This is a genomic window from Pseudomonas sp. 05N434 (genome assembly GCF_056396965.1).
Genome location: NZ_JBFTMK010000220.1, coordinates 1 through 21,610, shown reverse-complemented (window position 1 = coordinate 21,610; position 21,610 = coordinate 1). Strand labels below are relative to the sequence as shown.

The 21,610-nt window shown below is 59.8% G+C and carries 18 protein-coding genes and 5 pseudogenes; 19 read left to right on the top strand and 4 right to left on the bottom strand.

The genetic code is table 11. The features are described from left to right. The first annotated feature begins 208 nt into the window (after nucleotides 1-208). Nucleotides 209-974, top strand: a pseudogene (prmB, locus tag AC1DLB_RS15500) (50S ribosomal protein L3 N(5)-glutamine methyltransferase). Nucleotides 975-1,031: 57 nt separating this feature from the next. Here the strand turns inward: prmB and AC1DLB_RS15495 are convergent. Together AC1DLB_RS15495 and AC1DLB_RS15490 are read right to left on the bottom strand one after the other, a co-directional pair. Further along, on the bottom strand, nucleotides 1,032-1,823 hold the full coding sequence (locus AC1DLB_RS15495) for a hypothetical protein (protein ID WP_477785230.1): 792 nt from the start codon (nucleotides 1,821-1,823) through the stop codon (nucleotides 1,032-1,034). Nucleotides 1,824-1,910: 87 nt separating this feature from the next. Then, complete coding sequence (locus AC1DLB_RS15490) at nucleotides 1,911-2,909, bottom strand: alpha/beta hydrolase (protein ID WP_018925199.1); 999 nt, start codon at nucleotides 2,907-2,909, stop codon at nucleotides 1,911-1,913. A gap of 85 nt (nucleotides 2,910-2,994) precedes the next feature. Between AC1DLB_RS15490 and aroC the strand changes: the two genes are divergently transcribed. The 5 genes from aroC to mtnC are packed head-to-tail and all read left to right on the top strand — an operon-like array spanning nucleotide 2,995 to nucleotide 7,143. After that, nucleotides 2,995-4,086, top strand: coding sequence for a chorismate synthase (gene aroC / locus AC1DLB_RS15485; protein WP_007940813.1), 1,092 nt, complete (start codon nucleotides 2,995-2,997; stop codon nucleotides 4,084-4,086). Between the two features lie 28 nt (nucleotides 4,087-4,114). Further along, the gene (locus AC1DLB_RS15480) at nucleotides 4,115-5,266 is read left to right on the top strand and encodes an MFS transporter (RefSeq protein ID WP_477785229.1); all 1,152 of its coding nucleotides are present in this window, start codon (nucleotides 4,115-4,117) and stop codon (nucleotides 5,264-5,266) included. Beyond that, nucleotides 5,263-5,889: a methylthioribulose 1-phosphate dehydratase gene (locus AC1DLB_RS15475; protein ID WP_019579710.1), complete on the top strand. Its 627-nt coding sequence runs from the start codon at nucleotides 5,263-5,265 to the stop codon at nucleotides 5,887-5,889. The genes AC1DLB_RS15480 and AC1DLB_RS15475 overlap by 4 nt, the downstream gene beginning before the upstream one ends. Before the next feature lie 20 nt (nucleotides 5,890-5,909). Next, entirely contained in the window at nucleotides 5,910-6,455 is a 546-nt protein-coding gene (locus AC1DLB_RS15470; protein WP_018925203.1) for a 1,2-dihydroxy-3-keto-5-methylthiopentene dioxygenase, read from the top strand. Between the two features lie 4 nt (nucleotides 6,456-6,459). Next, nucleotides 6,460-7,143, top strand: a complete 684-nt coding sequence (gene mtnC, locus AC1DLB_RS15465; RefSeq protein ID WP_477785228.1) for an acireductone synthase — start codon at nucleotides 6,460-6,462, stop codon at nucleotides 7,141-7,143. Between the two features lie 120 nt (nucleotides 7,144-7,263). On the opposite strand, the gene AC1DLB_RS15460 is transcribed toward mtnC, so the two are convergent. Further along, on the bottom strand, nucleotides 7,264-7,542 hold the full coding sequence (locus AC1DLB_RS15460; protein ID WP_018925205.1) for a DUF3509 domain-containing protein: 279 nt from the start codon (nucleotides 7,540-7,542) through the stop codon (nucleotides 7,264-7,266). 343 nt (nucleotides 7,543-7,885) lie between these two features. Between AC1DLB_RS15460 and AC1DLB_RS15455 the strand changes: the two are divergent. The 10 genes and pseudogenes from AC1DLB_RS15455 to AC1DLB_RS15410 all read left to right on the top strand — a co-directional run bounded on the left by AC1DLB_RS15455 (nucleotide 7,886) and on the right by AC1DLB_RS15410 (nucleotide 16,444). Next, nucleotides 7,886-9,497 (top strand): annotated as a pseudogene (locus AC1DLB_RS15455) (long-chain-acyl-CoA synthetase). Between the two features lie 111 nt (nucleotides 9,498-9,608). Beyond that, nucleotides 9,609-10,127 (top strand): ankyrin repeat domain-containing protein, encoded by a 519-nt coding sequence (locus tag AC1DLB_RS15450; RefSeq protein WP_019648228.1) that lies wholly within the window; start codon nucleotides 9,609-9,611, stop codon nucleotides 10,125-10,127. 225 nt (nucleotides 10,128-10,352) lie between these two features. After that, complete coding sequence (locus AC1DLB_RS15445; protein WP_007940803.1) at nucleotides 10,353-10,883, top strand: hypothetical protein; 531 nt, start codon at nucleotides 10,353-10,355, stop codon at nucleotides 10,881-10,883. 83 nt (nucleotides 10,884-10,966) lie between these two features. Continuing rightward, on the top strand, nucleotides 10,967-11,158 hold the full coding sequence (locus AC1DLB_RS15440; protein ID WP_007940802.1) for a PLDc N-terminal domain-containing protein: 192 nt from the start codon (nucleotides 10,967-10,969) through the stop codon (nucleotides 11,156-11,158). Nucleotides 11,159-11,396: 238 nt separating this feature from the next. Next, entirely contained in the window at nucleotides 11,397-12,272 is an 876-nt protein-coding gene (gene speE, locus AC1DLB_RS15435; RefSeq protein WP_018925208.1) for a polyamine aminopropyltransferase, read from the top strand. 152 nt (nucleotides 12,273-12,424) lie between these two features. Beyond that, on the top strand, nucleotides 12,425-12,658 hold the full coding sequence (locus AC1DLB_RS15430) for a hypothetical protein (protein WP_477743806.1): 234 nt from the start codon (nucleotides 12,425-12,427) through the stop codon (nucleotides 12,656-12,658). Nucleotides 12,659-12,856: 198 nt separating this feature from the next. Beyond that, on the top strand, nucleotides 12,857-13,198 hold the full coding sequence (locus AC1DLB_RS15425) for a ribonuclease E inhibitor RraB (RefSeq protein ID WP_018925210.1): 342 nt from the start codon (nucleotides 12,857-12,859) through the stop codon (nucleotides 13,196-13,198). A gap of 379 nt (nucleotides 13,199-13,577) precedes the next feature. Next, nucleotides 13,578-14,954: pseudogene (locus AC1DLB_RS15420) on the top strand (circularly permuted type 2 ATP-grasp protein); the annotation flags it as partial. Beyond that, nucleotides 14,955-15,638 (top strand): annotated as a pseudogene (locus AC1DLB_RS15415) (alpha-E domain-containing protein); the annotation flags it as partial. Next, complete coding sequence (locus AC1DLB_RS15410; RefSeq protein WP_064619236.1) at nucleotides 15,635-16,444, top strand: transglutaminase family protein; 810 nt, start codon at nucleotides 15,635-15,637, stop codon at nucleotides 16,442-16,444. The pseudogene AC1DLB_RS15415 and the gene AC1DLB_RS15410, both read left to right, overlap by 4 nt. A 153-nt stretch (nucleotides 16,445-16,597) precedes the next feature. Here the strand turns inward: AC1DLB_RS15410 and AC1DLB_RS15405 are convergent, their stop codons facing one another. Further along, a complete protein-coding gene (locus AC1DLB_RS15405; RefSeq protein ID WP_477785231.1) occupies nucleotides 16,598-17,425 on the bottom strand; it encodes a c-type cytochrome in 828 nt (275 codons plus the stop codon). 580 nt (nucleotides 17,426-18,005) lie between these two features. On the opposite strand from AC1DLB_RS15405, the gene AC1DLB_RS15400 reads away from it, so the two are divergent. The 3 genes and pseudogenes from AC1DLB_RS15400 to AC1DLB_RS15390 all read left to right on the top strand — a co-directional run. Then, nucleotides 18,006-19,211 (top strand): acetyl-CoA C-acetyltransferase, encoded by a 1,206-nt coding sequence (locus tag AC1DLB_RS15400; RefSeq protein WP_019648234.1) that lies wholly within the window; start codon nucleotides 18,006-18,008, stop codon nucleotides 19,209-19,211. A gap of 38 nt (nucleotides 19,212-19,249) precedes the next feature. Then, on the top strand, nucleotides 19,250-21,394 hold the full coding sequence (locus AC1DLB_RS15395; RefSeq protein ID WP_477743804.1) for a 3-hydroxyacyl-CoA dehydrogenase NAD-binding domain-containing protein: 2,145 nt from the start codon (nucleotides 19,250-19,252) through the stop codon (nucleotides 21,392-21,394). Between the two features lie 90 nt (nucleotides 21,395-21,484). Next, nucleotides 21,485-21,610: pseudogene (locus AC1DLB_RS15390) on the top strand (amidotransferase); the annotation flags it as partial.

Genomic DNA, 21,610 nt, shown 5'->3' with positions numbered 1-21,610 from the left:
GCATTGTCCTCTGGCTGAGCGCTTCTGTGAATCGCTTCCATCGCAGGCACCGCCGTTGCTGGCTCGCAGCCTTGTCAAGATACTCGTTCTGTTCAATAGCTCGCTGAAAAAATAGAAGAGTCCTACATCTGATCCGGTGTTTTTCCTGCGTCGTCGCGGCGCCTTTTGGCTGTTAGAATCGTCAGTCGTTTTTTCTGGAGTTTACCCCGTGATCACTTCCCGCCTTCGTACCCTGCGTGACCATATCCGTTGGGCCGTCAGCCGCTTCCATGGGGAGGATCTGTTTTTCGGCCATGGGACCGACAACGCCTGGGACGAAGCCCGTCAACTGGTATTGGGTGCGCTGCACTTACCGTGGGAAATCGCCGACAGCTATCTGGACTGCCGTCTGGAGGACGATGAGCTGGTCAATCTGCAACGCTTGCTCAAGCGCCGCATCGAAGAACGCATTCCGACCGCTTACCTGCTGGGCGAAGCCTGGTTCTGCGGCTTGTCGTTCATTGTCGACGAACGCGTGCTGATCCCGCGTTCGCCGATTGGCGAGCTGATCGAAAAACGTTTTGAGCCGTGGCTGGGTGCCGAACCTGCGCGCATTCTCGACTTGTGCACCGGTTCCGGTTGCATCGGTATCGCCTGTGCCTATGAGTTCCAGAACGCCGAAGTGGTTTTGGCCGACCTGTCGTTCGAAGCACTGGAAGTGGCTAACCAGAACATCGAGCGCCACGGTGTCGACGAGCGTGTGTTCACCGTTCAGGGTGAATCTGGTGCGCCGCATGCTCGCCGAAGCGGCGGATCATCTGACCGAGAAAGGTTTATTGATCGTCGAGGTGGGTAACAGCCAGGTTCACGTCGAGGCGTTGTACCCGGAAGTCGATTTCGCCTGGCTGGAGTTCGAGCGCGGTGGGCATGGGGTGTTCATGYTGACCGCCGAGCAGTGCCGCGATCATCAGGCGCTGTTCGCTTCTCGCATCTGACCCCGAATATTGTGGTGAGGGAGCAAGCTCCCTCGCCACAATTGGGTTTGATGTCGGTTACCGATGCGTGGCAATCCAGATCAACAACCCCGCCTGAAACACCGCAAACGCCACCAGACAGGTAATGGTAAAACGCAGYCCAGCGTCTTCACGCTTGTACTTGCTGACCTTTTCTTCGTGTTTCTTCAGTTTGACTTCCTGTTCCGCCAGGTTCTGCTCGGCTTGCTGGAGCATCTGCGCGGCTTCGAGGATTTCCACCTGTTGCAGCTTTTCGCTGTTCCAGTCGCCCAGCAAATCACCGATCTGCACCTCTTTGACGCTGCCCTTCAAATGCTGGGCATCGGCGTAGGCCACGTCAAAACCGTGCACCCRCAGAAAGTGGTCGCGGCGCAGGCGCGTGTCTTCGTTCAACGCGTCCTTGTTGTTCAGGTCGGTGCCGTCGACGGTGTAGGCGGGCCATCGTTTCTTCGCCCAAGTGATGCCTTGAGCCGCCATATAGCGCCCGATGCCACGGTTCATCGGCTCTATCTGCAAGCCGCTTTCCGGAGCGAAATGCACGCGTTTGGCGGTGTGATCGACCCACACATCCAGATGATTCTGTTCTTTGCGCACCCGTTGGCCTGGCAGCTTGATGGCCATGCGCAGCAGGCTGTGCTCCTTGCTGTTGCGTTCGGCGTAACCGAATTCGACAAAGCGCAGCGGTCGGCCGCCGGTGTTACGGTCGGTTTGCAACGGCGCCAGGCGGAGCATTTTGTGGTGCTCGACGTGGACGTCCGCCCACGGCAGCTCGACCGCTGGCGGTGTGTCTTTTTCAGCGGTGGAGTCGGGTGAAGTCTGGGTATCAGTCATAACGGCGAGATCCTGTCCAAGCCCTGTTGCCGCCAGTCATAGCGCTGGCGACAAAGGCTTATCGGCCGTTTTTTTCAGGACTGGAGCTTAACTGGGGCGAAGTCCGTCAATAAATCCGAGGATTCGTGCGCCGAGCTCCGCCGCCAGGGGCAATTGCGGATCTTTATAGGAGGCCAATTGCCGCTTCACGTCGTTGGGCACGATGCGCATGACGTGGTTCATGCCTTCGATCAGTGCCAGTTCGGCGTCCGGTTTGGCGGCTTTGAGCGCCCTGGCGTCACCCACGCCGACCTGGATGTCGTTGCTGCCCTGAATGATCAGTGCCGGCATCTTCAGTTTGGCGAAGGCGGCTGCCGGGTCCTGGCGGAACAGTGAAATCAGGTACGGCTGCACGCTGGGGCGGAAAATCACCTGCAACTGCGGCGGCACGTTGTCGTCAGTGTGGCCGGCCTTGAGGCTGTCGAGCAGTTCATTGCTGCGCAGCATCAAGGCCGGCGGCAAGCGATTGCTCAACTGCTGGCGCAGCACTTGATCGATCGGCCGGGCGCTGCCGGACAGGGAAATCACCGCCGCGGCGTCGACACTTGGCGCCGCCAGGCTGGCAATCAACGCACCTTCGCTGTGACCCAGCAAAATCAGTTTGCCCAGACGTGGGTCGGCCTTGAGCTTCTGCCCCCAGGCCACGGCATCGGCCACATAGGCTTCCACCGACAGATTGCGTTCATCGGGCGTTGCCGCAAGGCTCGCCGCCACGCCGCGTTTGTCGTAACGCACACTGGCAATGTTGTGTTTGGCCAACACCCACGCCAGCCGTTTGAGGCTGTCATTGCGCCCGCCGTCGGGGTTGTTTCCGTCACGATCCGTAGGGCCGGAGCCGGAAATGATCAGGACAACCGGTACCGGCGTGTCGGACTTGGGCAGCAACAGCGAGCCGAAAAGCTCGCCACTGTCGGTGTCCAGGGTGATCGGGCGTTGCAGGACGGAGGCCTGTACAAAACCGGTAAACAGGGTAAGGCTCAAGGCTAGAACTCGCAGCATCATCACGCCATCATCAACAAGGTGCCGGTTGGACTCGCAGGCACCCATAAGGTTCGAGGATGAACTACTTGGGTAGCCTGCGTATACTGGCGCGCATTACGTATTTTAGGTTCGATTTCACGGAGCGTCCTGCATGTCCGGCAATACCTACGGCAAGCTGTTCACTGTCACCACCGCGGGCGAAAGCCATGGTCCGGCGTTGGTCGCCATTGTCGATGGCTGCCCGCCGGGCCTGGAGATCTCCCTTGAGGACCTGCAGCGCGACCTGGACCGCCGCAAGCCCGGCACCAGCCGCCACACCACCCAGCGCCAGGAAGCCGACGAAGTCGAAATCCTTTCCGGCGTGTTCGAAGGCCGCACCACCGGTTGCGCCATCGGCCTGTTGATCCGCAACACCGACCAGAAGTCCAAGGACTACTCGGCGATCAAGGATCTGTTCCGTCCGGCCCACGCCGACTACACCTACCATCACAAATACGGTGAGCGCGATTACCGCGGCGGCGGTCGCAGCTCGGCCCGTGAAACCGCCATGCGCGTAGCCGCCGGCGCGATTGCCAAGAAATACCTGGCCACCCAGGGCATCGTCATTCGTGGCTACATGAGCCAGCTCGGCCCGATCGAAATCCCGTTCAAGACCTGGGATTCGGTGGAAGAGAACGCTTTCTTCAGCCCCGATCCGGACAAAGTGCCGGAGCTGGAAGCCTATATGGACCAGTTGCGTCGCGACCAGGATTCGGTCGGCGCGAAGATCACCGTGGTCGCCGAAGGCGTGATGCCGGGCCTCGGCGAGCCGATCTTCGACCGCCTCGACGCCGAACTGGCCCATGCGCTGATGAGCATCAACGCGGTCAAGGGCGTGGAAATCGGTGCCGGTTTTGCCAGCATCGCCCAGCGTGGCACTGAACACCGCGATGAAATGACCCCGGAAGGTTTCCTCAGCAACAACGCCGGCGGCATTCTCGGTGGCATTTCGTCGGGTCAGCCGATCGTTGCGCACCTGGCGCTCAAGCCTACATCGAGCATCACCACGCCGGGCCGTTCCATCGATATCCATGGCAACCCGGTGGAGGTCGTCACCAAGGGTCGTCACGACCCGTGCGTCGGCATCCGCGCCACGCCAATCGCCGAAGCGATGATGGCCATCGTGCTGATGGACCACTTGCTGCGTCACCGCGGGCAGAACGCCGATGTGCGCGTGAGCACTCCGGTGTTGGGGCAGCTTTAATGGCTGATCTGAAGGCCGCTGCAGTCTGATGACGGGGGCGGCGCTCCCGTACTGGCGGCTTTCCAGCTTCTACCTGTTCTATTTCGCCTTGCTCGGTTCGACAGCGCCGTTTCTGGCGCTGTACTTCGATCATCTGGGTTTCAGCGCCGCGCGCATTGGCGAACTGGTGGCGATCCCGATGCTGATGCGCTGCGTGGCGCCGAATATCTGGGGCTGGCTCGGTGACTACACCGGSCGACGCCTGGCCATCGTGCGTTTCGGCGCSRCCTGCACSYTGCTGACCTTYTCGCTGATTTTCGTCAGCAAAAGCTACGCCTGGCTGGCGATGGTCATGGCCTTGCACGCGTTTTTCTGGCATGCGGTGTTGCCGCAGTTCGAGGTCATCACCCTGGCTCATTTGCGGGGACAGACCTCGCGTTACAGTCAGATTCGCCTGTGGGGCTCCATCGGTTTCATCATCACTGTCGTGGCGCTGGGCCGATTGTTCGAATGGCTCAGCCTCGACATTTACCCGGTGGCACTAGTGCTGATCATGGCCGGGATCGTCGTCAGCAGTCTCTGGGTGCCCAATGCGCAACCGGTTCAGGGTGAACGGTTGGCGGGGGAGGGATTCCTCCAGCAATTGCGCAACCCCGGAGTATTGGCGTTTTACGCGTGCGTGGCGCTGATGCAGATGAGTCACGGGCCGTATTACACCTTTCTGACCTTGCACCTTGAGCGACTCGGTTACAGTCGCGGGCTGATCGGCATGCTCTGGGCGGTCGGCGTGGTCGCCGAAGTCTTGATGTTTCTGTTCATGAGCAAGATTCTCGCGCGCTTCTCGGTACGCCGGGTGCTGCTGACGAGTTTCCTGCTGGCGGCTTTGCGTTGGTTGTTGCTCGGCTCGTTTGCCGAGTTCCTTTGGGTGTTGCTGTTCGCCCAGGTGCTGCACGCCGCCACCTTCGGCAGCTTTCACGCCGCTGCCATCCAGTTCGTGCAACGTAGCTTCGGCGCGCGCCAGCAAGGCCAGGGCCAGGCGTTGTATGCCGCGCTGGCCGGCACCGGCGGTGCACTGGGCGCGTTGTATTCCGGCTACAGCTGGAATGCCCTCGGCGCCACATTGACCTTTAGTATTGCCAGCCTCGCAGCCTTTGCCGCTGCCGTTATCATTGCCACACGTATGCAAGAGGACAGGCCATGAGCCTTACCCGTGAACACCTCGCCCAGGAAATCATCGACGCCGGGCGCTTTCTGTATGGCCGCGGCTGGTCGCCGGCCACCAGCAGCAATTACTCGACCCGCCTGTCGCCGACCGAAGCTTTGCTGACCGTGTCCGGCAAGCACAAGGGCCAACTGGGCCCGGACGATGTGCTGGCCACCGACTTGTCAGGCAACAGCCTGGAGCCAGGCAAGAAGCCGTCCGCCGAAACCCTGTTGCACACCCAGCTCTATAGCTGGCGTCCGGAGATCGGCGCGGTGCTGCACACCCATTCGGTGAACGCCACGGTGCTGTCGCGCCTGACGCCGGAAGATTTCATCGAGTTCGAAGACTACGAACTGCAAAAGGCCTTCAGCGGCGTGTCGACCCACGAGTCCCGGGTGCGCGTGCCGATTTTCGACAACGACCAGGACATTGCGCGGCTGGCCGCCAAGGTRCAGCCTTGGCTCGACGCCCACCCTGATTGCGTCGGCTACCTGATTCGCGGTCATGGCCTCTACACGTGGGGCGCGCGCATGAGCGACGCACTGCGGCAGATCGAGGCTTTTGAATTTTTGTTCGAGTGCGAGTTGAAGACGCGCTCGCTCTTTAACCGTAATGCATGAACTGTTAAGGAGTTGCCCTGATGAGCAGCCTGTCCGTTTACCACGTCTCAAGCCCTGACATTCCGAACAAGGTGCTGACCCACTTTGAAGACATCGCCTCGACCCTGGCCGAGCAGGGCGTGCGTTTCGACCGTTGGCAAGCCGCAGCGAAAATCCAGCCTGGCGCCAGTCAGGAAGAAGTGATCGCCGCGTACCAGGAGCAAATCGACAAGCTGATGACCGAGCGCGGTTACATCACCGTCGACGTGGTCAGCTTGAACAGCGATCACCCGCAAAAAGCCGAGTTGCGTGCCAAGTTCCTCGATGAACACCGTCATGGCGAAGACGAAGTGCGATTTTTCGTCGCTGGCCGTGGCTTGTTCACCCTGCACATCGACGATTACGTATACGCCGTGCTCTGCGAGAAGAACGACCTGATCTCGGTGCCAGCCGGCACAAAGCACTGGTTCGACATGGGTGAAAACCCGCATTTCGTCGCAATCCGCCTGTTCAACAACCCCGAAGGCTGGGTGGCCAACTTCACCGGCGATGACATCGCCAGCCACTTCCCGTGTCTTGAGGACTGAACCGATGCCGATCAAAGCGATTCTCACCGATATCGAAGGCACCACCAGCGCGGTGAGTTTTGTGTTCGACGTGTTGTTTCCGTACGCGGCTAAACACCTGCCGGACTTCGTTCGCGAAAATGCCGAACGTGCTGACGTCGCCGAACAGCTTGCCGCCGTTCGGCGTGACAGCGGCGAACCGCAAGCCAACGTCGAGCGGGTTATCGAAATCCTCTTGGGCTGGATCGCCGAAGACCGCAAGGCCACGCCGCTCAAGGCGTTGCAGGGCATGGTCTGGGAGCAGGGGTATCAGGCCGGGCAGTTGAAGGGCCACGTTTACCCGGACGCCGTTGACGCGCTGAAGCGCTGGCATCAGGAAGGCTATCAACTGTTTGTGTATTCCTCGGGTTCGATTCAGGCGCAAAAACTGATTTTCGGTTGTTCGGAGGCGGGGGATCTGTCGCCACTGTTCAGTGRCTATTTCGACACCACTTCAGGGCCCAAGCGCGAAGCGCAGTCTTACCAGCGCATCACCCGGGCGATTGGCGTCGAGGCTTCGCAGATTCTGTTTCTGTCCGACATCGTTCAGGAACTGGACGCGGCGCGCACGGCCGGCATGGCCACCTGTGGCCTGGCACGTGAAGGCGGGGAGTTGGCAGGGCATGTGACGGTGGACAGTTTTGCGCGGATCAGTCCTTCTGCCCTGTAAACCCCAGAACCTGTAGGAGCAGAGCTTGCTCGCGAAGGCGGCAGGTCAGTCAACATTAATGTCGCCTGACACTCCGCTTTCGCGAGCAAGCTCTGCTCCTACAGGGGATTGCGTGACGATTTATGCCGAGTGATAGGTCGGCAGCGCGAACCGTTGCTGGCTTTGCAGCATGGAAATCTGCGGCAGTTCGCTGGCCTGTTCGGCGACGTCACGGCGAATCGCGCTGATGACCCATGACAGCTGATCGCCGGCATGCAATTGCTGGTAGGAAATCGAACGTTTGAAGACTTTACCGTCGTGGCTGCGCAGGGTCAGCAGAATGCCGCCATCCGGCCGGGGCTGGGTGGTCACTTCGAAGTTGGAGAACAGCGACGAAAATTTTTCCTGGATCAGGCTCATGTCTATCAGCTCCATTTTGTGCTTGAAGGGCAACATGGAGGGGTAGTTGCAGTGATTGTGCCAGCACCTATATTTTTAAAATTTCATATAAATCAGTAAGTTATATTTTTACGATTTTTTGGCTTTCGTGCAATTTGCATGAATGGCCATCGTGCATCCTGCATTTTGCGAGATCGTCGACAACTGGATGGAACCAATCGCAACGGCGGAGTTCCGCTTTGCGAAGGCATCGGTCGCGGATACAAAACATTGCAAAAACCGCGTGTACAGCTCAAGAAGCCCTGACGTATTTTCGGCCTCAATCAACGCCACCCGACAATAAAAAGATCGAACGGGAGCAACCATGAGCCGCACGCTGCACGACACGATTACCTGGGGCATGATGCTCCGCAAGCTGCCTTCCATTGCCAAAGCCATCCCCCGCGTGGTGAAGGGCATGAAAGTCGCCAACGTCAAGGACCCGACCCAACCGTGTGGTCTCGGCTGGAGCTTCGAGCAGGCGACGTTGCGCAATCCCGATGGCCCGGCATTGCTGCAGGGCGACGTGATGCTCACTTATGCACAGGCCAATCAGTGGGCCAACCGCATCGCCCATCACCTGATTGCCCGATGTGGCGCGCACCTGGTTTGTCGCCGATCAAGATACTGACCGTGATCCGGGCAAAACGCCCGATGGCTTCATTAACCTGATGGCGGCCAGCTGCGACGCGCCCAGTGACAATCCCGTCAGCAGCCGGCAGGTTTTTTTCGATGACCCTTGTTTCTATATCTACACCTCGGGCACTACCGGGTTGCCCAAGGCCGGGGTGTTCAAGCACGGCCGCTGGATGCGCAGCTCCGCCAGCTTCGGGCTGATCGCCCTGGACATGCAGCCGCAGGACGTCGTCTATTGCACCTTGCCGCTGTACCACGCCACCGGGCTTTGCGTGTGCTGGGGCTCGGCGATCAGCGGGGCGTCGGGGTTTGCCATCCGCCGCAAGTTCAGCGCCAGCCAGTTCTGGAGCGACGTGCGCAAATACCGGGCGACCACCCTCGGGTACGTTGGCGAATTGTGTCGCTACCTGGTGGATCAACCGCGCAGCGTCGACGACAGTCGGCACAGCGTGAGGAAGATGATCGGCAATGGTCTGCGCCCCGGCGCGTGGAACGAGTTCAAGACGCGATTTGCCGTCGACCACATCTGCGAGCTGTACGCCGCCAGCGACGGCAATATTGGCTTCACCAACATCCTCAACTTCGACAACACCATTGGCTTTTCCCTGATGTCCTGGGAGCTGGTGGCGTACGACCACGACAGCGGTGCCCCCACGCGGGATGCCAACGGCTTCATGCACAAAGTGGCCAAGGGCGAGCAGGGGCTGTTGTTGGCGAGGATCGACGACAAGGCGCCTCTGGACGGCTACACCGATCCGCAGAAGACCGCAAAAGTGGTGCTCCATGACGTGTTCGTGAAGGGCGACCGTTACTTCAATAYCGGTGACCTGCTGCGCAACATCGGTTTCGGTCACGCGCAGTTTGTCGATCGCCTGGGGGACACCTACCGCTGGAAGGGCGAAAACGTCTCCACTACCGAGGTCGAGAACATCCTGTTGCAACACCCGCACATCGCCGAAGCCGTGGCCTATGGCGTGGAAATCCACAACACCAACGGGCGGGCGGGGATGGCGGCCATTACACCAGCCGAATCCCTGGCGACCCTGGATTTCAGTGAGTTGCTGGCGTTCGCCAGGCAACAAATGCCGGCCTATGCGGTGCCACTGTTCCTGCGGGTGAAAGTGAAAATGGAAACCACCGGGACCTTCAAGTACCAGAAGACCCGGCTCAAGGACGAAGCCTTCGACCCGAGCAAAACCGGCGATGACCCAATTTATGCCTGGCTGCCGGGCACCGAAACCTACGTGCGAGTCACCGAGCAGGTGCTGGCGGATATTTACGGAGGCAGGCATCGCTATTGAAAGGGTCGCTATTGAATATCGCTATGACCGTCCATGAGAAAAAACAAGTGACAGGTTCCGGGCTGCTCGGGAAACTATCGGCTTTCCGATTGACCGAATGTGGAGTCCCCAATGTCAGACAAAAGCCGCCAGATGACCCCCGAAGAGGCTGCTGAATTTGCCGAACAGGTGTTCAACAAAGCGCGCGAGGGCGATGCGGCCATGATGGCTGCGCTGCTGACCAAGGGCCTGCCGCCGAACCTGCGCAACCACAAGGGCGACACTTTACTGATGCTCGCCGCGTACCACGGCCATGTCGACACCGTAAAAGTTTTGCTCGAACACAAGGCCGATCCCGAGATTCGCAACGACAACGGCCAGAGCCCGATTGCTGGCGCGGCATTCAAGGGTGATCTGGCAGTGGTCAAGGCGTTGGTCGAGGGTGGCGCTGAAGTGGAAGGTTCGTCCTTCGACGGACGCACTGCGTTGATGATGGCGGCGATGTTCAACCGCGTCGAAATCATCGACTACCTGATCAGCAAAGGCGCCGATCCGAAAGCCAAGGACGCCAATGGTGTGTCTGCGCTGGACGCGGCCAAGACCATGGGCGCGGCGGATACCACGGCTCAGCTGCAAAAACTCCTGGCCTGATTCGGGCTTTTGTGGCGAGGGAGCTTGCTCCCGCTGGGCTGCGAAGCAGCCCCAAAATCAGCGATCGCGGTCATTCAGATAGACCACATTCACCGGATTTACGACTGCTTCGCAGCCGAACGGGGGCAAGCCCCCTCGCCACAGGTTCCTGCCAGGTCCCGCAATCCGTTTCCGAATGCGTTATCCTTCGCGCCCTCAAAATTCCCTTGCTACAGGATCCACCTCATGAAAGCCGCACTCGTCGAACTCATCAGCAAAATCAGCTCCGGGTGCATGGGCGAGGACGAAATCCTGAAAATCGCTGACGAAGCGGCTCAGGCCTACGCCGATCCCGAGGCTTTTCTGGCGGCCAATCCAGATATCAACTACGACGACACCTTTCCGATCCCGTTGGGCGAGTGGGTTGTCGTCGGCAGTCTGCCGGAAACCGTGCTGTTCCAGGCCGACACCTACATGGACCTGTTCGCGCAGATCGTCGCCTCGTTCGGCCCCGGCGTTGAGTTCAACATCAAGCCCAAACAACTGGCCAAAACCGAAGCTCTGACGGCACTCAATCGCATTCAGGTGCAGATGAGCAGCCTGAACAAGGAAAACGGTGGCTACACCTTGATGAATTTCAGCCAGTTGCTCGACGACGAACTGCAAGTGGTGCTGGTCTATGGCAACGACGTGCCACGGGTGCTGGAGTTGTGCGCCGAAGTCGGCATCGCCGCCGCGCCCTCCCTGGAAGCCCTGAAAGTGGCCATCCACGTCTGAGGCCGTCTACAACGGTAATAAAACGGAACCCTCGCCAGGCCCGACTATCCTAAGAGTGCCTACCATTTTTTTGGAGCGACACCATGGGTTCCACGTTCAACACCCTGATCGGCCTGATTATTTTTGCCCTGGATATCTGGGCCATCATCAACGTGCTTAAAAGTGGCGCCGAAACCGGGATGAAAGTCCTTTGGGTGCTGTTGATCCTGCTGCTGCCGGTGCTGGGCCTGATCATCTGGGCCATCGCCGGGCCAAGAGGCGATGTGCGGATCTGACGATCTTCATGGTAGGAGCGAGGCTTGCCCGCGAAAGGATCGCTGCGGTGTACCTGATAGACCGAGTCATCGTTCTTCGCGGGCAAGCCTCGCTCCTACCGGTGTGTGCATCAGAAGGTTCGACCTGTCATGTTCCGCGACGTAGAATGCGCGCCTTTCCCGGTCAATCGAGGCGATCGATTGGCCATCATGGGCGGGTAACCGTCCGTTGCCACCCGCATTCATCGGAGCACTTCCCATGAGCAATACCCCAACCAGCGAGTACCTGGAAACCCTCTACGAAGGCTATGGTCAGCGTTTTCGCATGGAAAAACTGCTGCACGAAGTGCGCACCGAACACCAGCACCTGGTGATCTTCGAAAACCCGCGCATGGGCCGGGTGATGGCGCTGGATGGCGTAATCCAGACCACCGAAGCCGACGAATTCATCTACCACGAAATGCTCACCCACGTGCCGATCCTCGCCCATGGCACCGCCAAGCGCGTGCTGATCATCGGTGGTGGCGACGGCGGCATGCTGCGTGAAGTGGCCAAGCACCGCAGCGTCGAACACATCACCATGGTCGAAATCGACGGCACCGTGGTCGACATGTGCAAGGAATTCCTGCCGAACCACTCCAAGGGTGCGTTCGATGATCCACGCCTGAACCTGGTGATCGACGACGGCATGCGTTTCGTCGCCACCACCACCGAAAAGTTCGACGTGATCATTTCCGACTCCACCGACCCGATCGGTCCGGGCGAAGTGCTGTTCTCCGAAAACTTCTACCAGGCTTGCCACCGCTGCCTGAACGAAGGCGGCATTCTGGTGACCCAGAACGGCACCCCGTTCATGCAAATCGAAGAAGTCAAAACCACCGCCGGTCGCCTGCGCAGCCTGTTCCCGGACTGGCACTTCTATCAGGCGGCCGTGCCGACCTACATCGGCGGCGCAATGACCTTCGCCTGGGGCGCGACCGATACCGCTTATCGCAAATTGTCCCGCGAAACCCTGCAACAGCGCTTCGCCGGCAGCGGCATCATCACCCGCTATTACAACCCGGAAATCCACATTGGTGCCTTCGCGTTGCCGCAGTACGTGCTGCAAGCGGTGAACAAACCTAGCAACGACTGATGCTTCGTCGATAAGAGGCCGTCGCCGGTGTGTGAACACGCGGGTGACGGCCTTTTTTCATGTCTCGCTTTTGGGATCCCTTGGAACGATCGGCCAATGCACGAGTCGAGATAGATGTAAGCCCATCCATGGGTTTTACCGAGGAGGCACCGATGCAAAAGTGGAAAATCACTTTCGTGGATGAACACGGTGAATCAGTCGACGAACTCTTCGAGTGCGAGGAGTGCCCGAGCAACGAGCAAGCAGCCCAACTCATTCGCGACCGGCGACTGCCGGTGGCTGCGAAACTGGACCTCAATGATCTGGAGGGTCGTACCGATGATCCGACCGTCAAAAGTCTGAAATCCCAAAACAGCATTGAAATCCTCAGTATTACTCCGATTTGATACACCTCCTGTCACATTCACCACCAGGCCTTGGCAGCGGCTCTGTCTTGAGGCTACTCTGCAACCGAGATCAGCGAGTGACTCGCTAAGGTCTGGTCTTGTCAGCTACATGCTTGTTTCCCGGCGGCAACCTCTGTTGCTGCATCGAAAGTGCAGGGAATACGGAAAGTCTATCCATCAGTCTGAGGGGGACGTTTCATGAGCACAGCCTATCAAGAAGACATCAGCAGCAGCGTGCTGCGCCGCATGAAAGAAGGCGGTTTCGATTTTTCACGATTCCATCCCATCGAGTTCTACGCCATTTTCCCGGACGAGGAGCGGGCACGCAGGGCGGCAGGTCATTTTTGTGGTGAATCCTTGAATGCCCAGATCAGCGCGCGTGACGACGGCGCGTGGTCGCTGGAACTGAGCAAAGTGATGTACGCCACCTACGACGGGATCGGCGACTTCGAGCAGGACTTCGAGGCGGTGGTCGAGCCTCTGGGTGGCATCATCGAGGGATGGGGCGTCAAACAGGAGATACGAGGGCTACTCGCATAAGCTTATGAACAGTGACACTTAGTAACGGCTGACCTTTGGGTTGGCCGTTTTTGTTTCAATCTTTTTATTTCGCCACATTTCAAACGGACAAAAAAAAGCCACCTGAACAGGCGGCTAAAGGGAAGAGCGATCAGTTTTCCAGCGAATGCACGGATTATCCGCATCTCCCTCCCGAGCAGTGAAATCAACTCTGACTATGCTGCTGATAGGCGACAGCATTGCTTCGCCATGAAGCGGGGGCGATCAGGGTGGGGCAATTACCGCACAGGATTGGTGCGGGGCGCGCAGCGACATTATCCAACTGATTGATATCAAAGCGTTTCTGCCTATGGCACGGGCCTTGCGAAGGCCTGGATGTCCGTGTGACAAGGAGTACGGCATGATCCGCACCTATTTTGATGAGATGTACGATGCCGGCGGCCAGGTCCGTCCGCATTATCGGGAGTTTGCCCGTTGGCTGGCCGAAACGCCTGACGAGCTTTTGGCACAACGGCGACGCGAGGCCGATCTGTTATTTCATCGCGCCGGGATTACCTTCACGCTCTATGGTGATAAGCAGGGGACAGAGCGCCTGATTCCCTTCGACACCATTCCCCGCAGCATCCCCGCCAGTGAATGGCGGGTCGTCGAACGCGGCTGCATTCAGCGGGTCAAGGCATTGAACATGTTCCTTGCCGACCTCTATCACGAGCAGCGCATCATCAAGGCCGGCATCATTCCGGCCGAACAAGTGCTGGCCAACGAGCAATACCAGTTGGCGATGCAAGGGCTGGATCTGCACCGCGATATCTATTCGCACATTTCCGGCGTCGACCTGGTACGCGATGGCGACGGCACGTACTACGTGCTCGAAGACAACCTGCGTACCCCCAGCGGCGTGAGCTACATGCTCGAAGACCGCAAGATGATGATGCGCCTGTTCCCCGAGTTGTTCGCGGCCCAGCGCATCGCGCCGATCGACCACTACCCGAACCTGTTGCTCGACACCCTGAAAAGCTCCAGCCCGATCGACAACCCGAGCGTGGTGGTGCTGACGCCGGGGCGTTTCAACAGTGCGTTTTTCGAGCATGCGTTCCTCGCTCGGGAAATGGGCGTTGAACTGGTGGAAGGCGCCGACCTGTTTGTGCGCGACGACAAGGTGTTCATGCGCACCACGGACGGGCCGAAAGCGGTCGACGTGATCTACCGTCGCCTCGACGATGCTTTCCTCGATCCGCTGGCGTTCAACCCCGATTCGATGCTTGGCGTTCCAGGGCTGCTGTCGTCCTACCGCTCCGGCAATGTGGTGCTGGCGAATGCCATCGGCACCGGGGTCGCGGACGACAAGTCGGTGTATCCCTTCGTCACGGACATGATTCGTTTCTACCTCGATGAAGAGCCGATCTTGAAGAACGTGCCGACGTGGCAGTGTCGTAATCCTTCTGAACTGTCCCACGTGCTGGCCAACCTTCCGGAGCTGGTGGTCAAGGAAACCCAAGGCTCCGGCGGTTACGGAATGCTGGTGGGGCCGGCGGCGACGGCGGCGGAGATCGAGTCTTTCCGCGAGCGGATCAAAGCCAAGCCCCACGCGTACATCGCGCAACCGACGTTGTCGTTGTCGACCTGTCCGACCTTTGTCGAAAACGGCATCGCACCGCGCCACATCGACCTGCGTCCGTTTGTATTGTCTGGCCGCGAAACCCGGGTTGTGCCCGGCGGTTTGACCCGTGTCGCCTTGCGTGAAGGCTCCCTGGTGGTGAACTCGTCCCAGGGCGGCCTCGGTGCCGCGCGAGCCAGCGCCCATGCGGTGCGTGGGCGAATCACCGCCGACATGTGGGAAAACATCAACGCCACCTGGCTGGAAATTCGCGGGATCGCCGAGCAGGGCTTGAGTCGCTACGGCATGAGCCGTTTCTGTGAGTGGATCAAGGAACGTTCCCACCTGTTCCGCGGCGCTTGCTACGGCACGATCATGCGTAACGACGCGTTCCGCTTCATTCGTCTGGGCACCTTTATCGAAAGGGCCGACAACACCTTGCGCCTGCTTGATGCCCGTTACGAAATGGCCGGCGATCAAGCCGAAGCCGTCAGTGACGGTACGGCCCACGCCTACTACCAATGGAGCGCCTTGTTGCGGGCCTTGTCATCGTTCGAGGCCTACACCGAAATCTACCGCGACGCCCCCGGCGCCCGGCATGTGGCCGAGCTGTTATTGCTGCGCGCCGATGTGCCGCGATCCCTGCGAGCCTGCACCGAAGAGGTCGATCAGATTCTCGCTCAACTACCGGGGGCCAACGGCCGTCCCGCACAACGCCTGGCGGCGGAAATGGACGCGCGCCTGCGCTACACCGGTATCAACGAAATCCTCGACGAAGGCCTGCACACCTGGCTGACCGAGTTCATCCCGCTGGTGCGCCAGTTGGGCAATGCCATACACAGTTCCTATCTGGAGGCTGCATGAGACTTTCCATTAGCCACGAGACCGCCTATCACTACGAAGATCAGGTGCGGGCGAGCATCCAGTACCTGCGACTGACACCCCACGACAGCGAGCGCCAGCACGTGCTGAGCTGGCAACTCGACCTGCCGCGCCCGGTGCGCGCGCAACTCGATCCGTTCGGCAACATCCTGCATGTGTTGACCCTGGATGAGCCGCATGAAGCGATCATCATCGGCGCCCGTGGCCAGGTCGATATCGACGAGCTGCGCGAAGCCGAGCACGAGAGTCAGTCGGCGCTGCCGTTCCTGCGTTTCACCCGGCTGACCGAAGCCGACGAAGCCCTGCGCGCGTTTGCCGGGAAGGCGTGCAAGCAACGGCGGGATCGCACGGCGCTGATCGATTTGATGCATGGCCTGAACCAGCACATGACCTACACGCCAGGTGCCACCGAAGTGGAGACCAGCGCCGCGCAAGCTTTCGCCGGGCGTTCCGGGGTCTGCCAGGACCATACCCATGCGTTTCTCGCCTGCGCCCGCAGCCTGGGCATCCCCTCGCGTTATGTGTCGGGGTATTTGTACAGCGAGAACAGTGAACACCTGGCCAGTCACGCCTGGGCGGAAGCCTGGCTGAATGACGCCTGGTATAGCTTCGATGTGACCAACGAACTGGCCCGGCCTGAACGTCACTTGAAACTGGCCGTGGGCCTGGACTACCTCGACGCCTGTCCGGTGCGCGGTATGCGCCGTGGCGGCGGGTATGAGCAGATGCATGCCAAGGTGTTGGTCGCGCCGACGCCTGCGCCGGTGATCTCCGTCCAACAGCAGTAGCAGTCATTCATTGTGGCGAGGGAGCTTGCTCCCGCTCGGCTGCGCAGCAGTCGCAAACCCGGCGAATGCGGTTTGCCTGACGGATCGCGTCGCCTGATTTGAGGGCCGCTTCGCGCCCCAGCGGGAGCGAGCTCCCTCGCCACAGGTGGATGTTTATTTGGCCGAAGACACCTTGCGTCCCGCCATGTGTTTCAAATACCCCACCAACAACTCCAGATCCCCCTCCGGCAACACCGTCGGCGAGAACCCGGGCATCTTCGCCTGCGGCCACTGGCGCAAGCTCTGCGGGTCACGGATGTAACGCTTGAGGAAGTCCGCGCCGAAATACTCGGTCGGGTTGAACGGAATATTCAGGTCCGGCCCGAACTGCGCGTCCCCCGCGCCATTGAGTCGATGACAGGCCAGGCAGTTCTTCTGAAACAGCGCAAAGCCCTTGTTCACCGGATGGTCCGCCTTCAATGCAGGATCGGGTAACAGGGCAGGGAAGCGCTCAGCCACCGGGGCCATGCGCTTGATGCTCGCCACTTCGAACGGCCATTGCTCGGGACTGATATTGCCCGCCTGTGGATCGGTCCAGACCAGATAGAACGGCCCGGCACTGGGCTTGCCCTCGGACAGCGGCGGCCACGGCTTGGCCGGGTCTTCAATCGCCAGCCAGGCCCGCGCGCCCTGGGTATTGAGCAACGGCGCGGCGGCCAGTTCGGCGGCAAAACCGTCCAGGGCCACGGCTTGCAAGTGGTCGTCAGGCTTGATGCCCGTCAACAACGCCGCCAACGGCACGGCGCGATAGCTCATGTCCCGTTTGTAGGAAACGTCGTTAGTGATCGTGATGGTCTGAGCCTGAGGATGCTTGAGCAATTCCTCGGTCTGCCAGGTGCGAGGGTTCGCGCCCAACTCAAGATTCAGCTGCGCGGCAGACWGAGGCGTGCTGAGCAGCAAGGCCCCAAACAAAATGAGCGCTTTCAAGTGATCGTCGTCCATGTCGTGGAAGTGCCGCAAAGGTTGGCACAGCCACGCCGGCCCGGATAGCGAGCCAGTCACATTTTTATCAGGCGAAATGAAAACCCCCGCTGCTCGATCAGCCAAGCACCTTGGTCAGGTTCGGCAAAATCAACAACAGCGTAGTAGCAAATAGAATGAGCCCGGCTTGACGTACTTTCGAATGTTTGAACATGGCTTGACCGCCTTTTTTGTTATTTCCTGGTTGCCTGCCTGCATATCTCCATGACGGCAGAGCGCTGCACTTCCTGTAGGACGAGAGCCTCGGCAAAACCCGACGACAACTTCGTACAGGTTTACATTAGGGCCCGCGTCACGCTTGGCTTAGATCCATTTCGTATGGACTTAGCGCTGACCACTGCCAAAAAGACATGAGGCCTATGGCCATCTTCTTGGGCGCCCGTTGGCTAGACAGCTTGGTGACACGAATCGATTAATCCGATAGCTGACTACCGTTCGTCTGAGCGTGACCGTCAACGCCAATGAGCGCTGTGGTCATTGAATCCACGGCTGCTCGGCATAAGGTGAGGGTATAGAGATCACCCTCAGGTTCGAGAACGCCATGACCCAAGCTTTGATATTTGACGCGTTACGCACGCCCCGTGGCAAAGGCAAGGCCAATGGCGCCTTGCACAGCGTCAAGCCAGTGAACCTGGTGGCCGGGCTGCTGACGGCGTTGCAGCAGCGCACCTCCCTGGACACCAGTCAGGTCGACGACGTGGTGCTTGGCTGCGTGACGCCTATCGGTGATCAGGGCGCCGACATTGCCAAGACCGCCACACAAGTGGCCGATTGGGACGTCAGCGTGGCGGGTGTGCAACTCAATCGCTTCTGCGCGTCGGGGCTGGAAGCAGTGAACCTGGGCGCGATGAAAGTGCGTTCCGGCTTCGAAGATCTGGTGGTGGTCGGTGGCGTCGAGTCGATGTCCCGCGTGGCCATGGGCAGCGACGGCGGGGCCTGGGCGCTGGACCCGGAAACCAACTTGCACAGCCATTTCACACCCCAGGGCGTGGGTGCTGACCTGATCGCGACAATCGAAGGTTTCAGTCGTCAGGACGTCGATGCCTTCGCGTTGCACTCCCAGCAGAAAGCGGCGCGGGCGCGGGCGAATGGTTCCTTCAACAAGTCGCTGGTGCCGGTGCAGGACCAGAACGGCATCATCCTGCTTGATCACGATGAGTTCATTCGCGCCGATTCGACGATGGAAGGCCTGGGCAAGCTCAAGCCAAGTTTCGAAATGATCGGGCAAATGGGCTTCGACGCCACGGCATTGCGGGTGTACAGCCAGGTCGAGCGGATCAACCACGTTCACACGCCGGGCAACAGCTCCGGGATCGTCGATGGCGCGGCGCTGATGCTGATCGGCTCCGAAGCGAAGGGCCGGGCGCTGGGCTTGCAGCCACGGGCGCGGGTCGTCGCCACGGCAGTCACCAGCACCGACCCGACCATCATGCTCACCGGCCCGGCGCCGGCCACCCGCAAGGCACTGGCCAAGGCCGGGCTGCGGGTCGAAGACATCGACCTGTTCGAAGTCAATGAAGCGTTCGCCTCGGTCGTGTTGAAGTTCATCAAGGACATGGCCATCGACCCGGACAAGGTCAACGTCAACGGCGGCTCCATCGCCATGGGCCATCCGCTCGGCGCCACCGGTTGCGCGATTCTCGGCACGCTGCTCGATGAACTGGAAACCCGGCGCCTGCGCTATGGCCTGGCGACATTGTGTGTCGGCGGCGGCATGGGCATTGCCACCATCATCGAACGCCTCTGAGCCTGCCTTTAAGAAAATCCGACTCAAGGAAAATTGCCATGACCCAAGCCATTCGTTACGAAAAGGGCCAGGACCGGATCGTCGTCCTGACCATCGACATGCCGGGCCAGAGCGCGAACACCATGAACGCGGTCTACCGCGAGGCCATGGCCACCTGTGTCGAGCGCCTGGTCGCCGACAAGGATGCGATTGCCGGCGTGATCATCACCTCGGCCAAGAAAACCTTCTTCGCCGGTGGCGACCTCAATGAACTGATCAAGGTCGGCAAGCCCGAAGCCCAAGCCTTTTACAACATGGTGCTGACCCTCAAGGGCCAGTTGCGCACCCTGGAAACCCTCGGTAAACCGGTGGTTGCCGCCATTAACGGTGCGGCGCTCGGCGGCGGTTGGGAAATCTGCCTGGCCTGCCATCACCGTGTAGTGCTCGACAACCCGTCGGTGCTGCTTGGCCTGCCGGAAGTCACCCTCGGCCTGTTGCCGGGCGGCGGCGGGGTGGTGCGCATGGTGCGCATGCTGGGCATCGAAAAAGCTCTGCCGTATCTGCTGGAAGGCAAGAAAATCCGCCCGCAACAGGCGCTGCAAGCGAGGTTGATCGATGAGTTGGCTGTCGATCACGATGAGCTGATGGCCAAGGCGCGGGCGTGGATTGCTGCTCATCCGGTTGCTGTGCAGCGTTGGGATGTGAAGGGTTATCAGATCCCTGGCGGTACGCCGTCGGATCCGAAAGTCATGCAGATGCTGGCCATCACGCCGTCGATCCTGCGTAGTAAAACCCAGGGGTGCCTGCCCGCGCCGGAGAAAATCCTCTGCGCCGCGGTGGAGGGCGCTCAGGTGGATTTCGACACCGCGCACCTGATCGAAACCCGCTATTTCACCGAACTGACTACGGGCCAGGTGTCGAAAAACCTCATCGGCACCTTTTGGTTCCAGCTCAATGAGATCAATGCCGGCGGTTCGCGACCTCAGGGCATAGCGCCTTACGTGACGAAGAAAGTCGGCGTGCTCGGCGCCGGGATGATGGGCGCGGGCATCGCGTTTGTCAGCGCCTCGGTCGGTATCGATGTGGTGCTCAAAGACATCAACCTCGCCGCGGCAGAGAAGGGCAAGGCTCACTCGGCGGCGCTGCTGGACAAGAAGGTTGCTCGGGGTCAGTTGAGCCGGGAACAGCGCGAGGCGATTCTGACRCGAATCGATACCACTCAAGACGATGCGGATCTGGCCGGTTGTGATTTGATTATCGAAGCGGTGTTTGAAGATCGCGAGCTTAAAGCCAGGGTCTCATCGGCAGCGCAAACCGTCGTCGGCCCGGACGCGGTGATCGCCTCCAATACCTCGACGTTGCCGATCAGTAGCCTGGCCACCGCCGTGCCAAACCAGAGCAAATTCATCGGCCTGCATTTCTTCAGTCCCGTGGAGAAAATGCCGTTGGTGGAAATCATCAAAGGCGTCCATACCAGCGACGAAACCCTGGCTCGCGGTTTCGATTTCGTCCTGCAAATCAAGAAAACTCCGATTGTGGTCAATGACAGTCGTGGCTTTTTTACGTCGCGGGTGTTTGGCACCTTCACCAACGAAGGCATCGCGATGCTCGGCGAAGGCGTGAGCGCGCCGATGATCGAGACCGAAGCGCGCAAGGCCGGCATGCCCGTCGGGCCTCTGGCGATCTCCGACGAAGTTTCCCTCAGCCTCATGAGCCATATCCGCCAGCAAGCCGCCAAAGACCTGCAAGCGGAAGGGAAACCACTGATTGAGCACCCGGCGTTCGCCGTGATTGACTTGCTGCTCAAGGAATTCAAGCGTCCGGGCAAGGCCGCTGGAGGTGGTTTCTACGATTACCCGGCCGCCGGGCAGAAACATTTGTGGCCGGAGCTGAAAACCCGTTTCGAGAAAGCTGACGGGCAGATTTCGCCGAAGGATGTGCGTGATCGACTGCTGTTCATCCAAGCCATCGAAACCGTGCGGTGTGTGGAGGAGGGCGTGCTGACCTCGACGGCGGATGCCAACGTCGGCTCGATCTTCGGCATCGGCTTCGCAGCCTGGACCGGCGGTGCGCTGCAATTCATCAACCAGTACGGTGTGAAAGACTTTGTTGCCCGCGCCCAGTACCTGGCCGAGCAATATGGCGAACGCTTCACGCCGCCTGCGCTGTTGCTGGAGAAAGCCGCAAAGGACGCGCTGTTCTAAGGCGGCGTTCCAAGGGACCGATGACGCCTTCCGGGGCTTGCCTTGCCACCGTGTTTCAAGGCAGGCTCTGGGGTGTGCATTATTCCCACCATGTGTCAGGTATTTTTTATGTCGTTACGCATCTGCATTCTGGAAACCGACATCCTGCGTCCGGAACTGGTCGATCAATATCAGGGTTACGGGCAGATGTTCCAGCGTCTGTTTTCGCAGCAACCC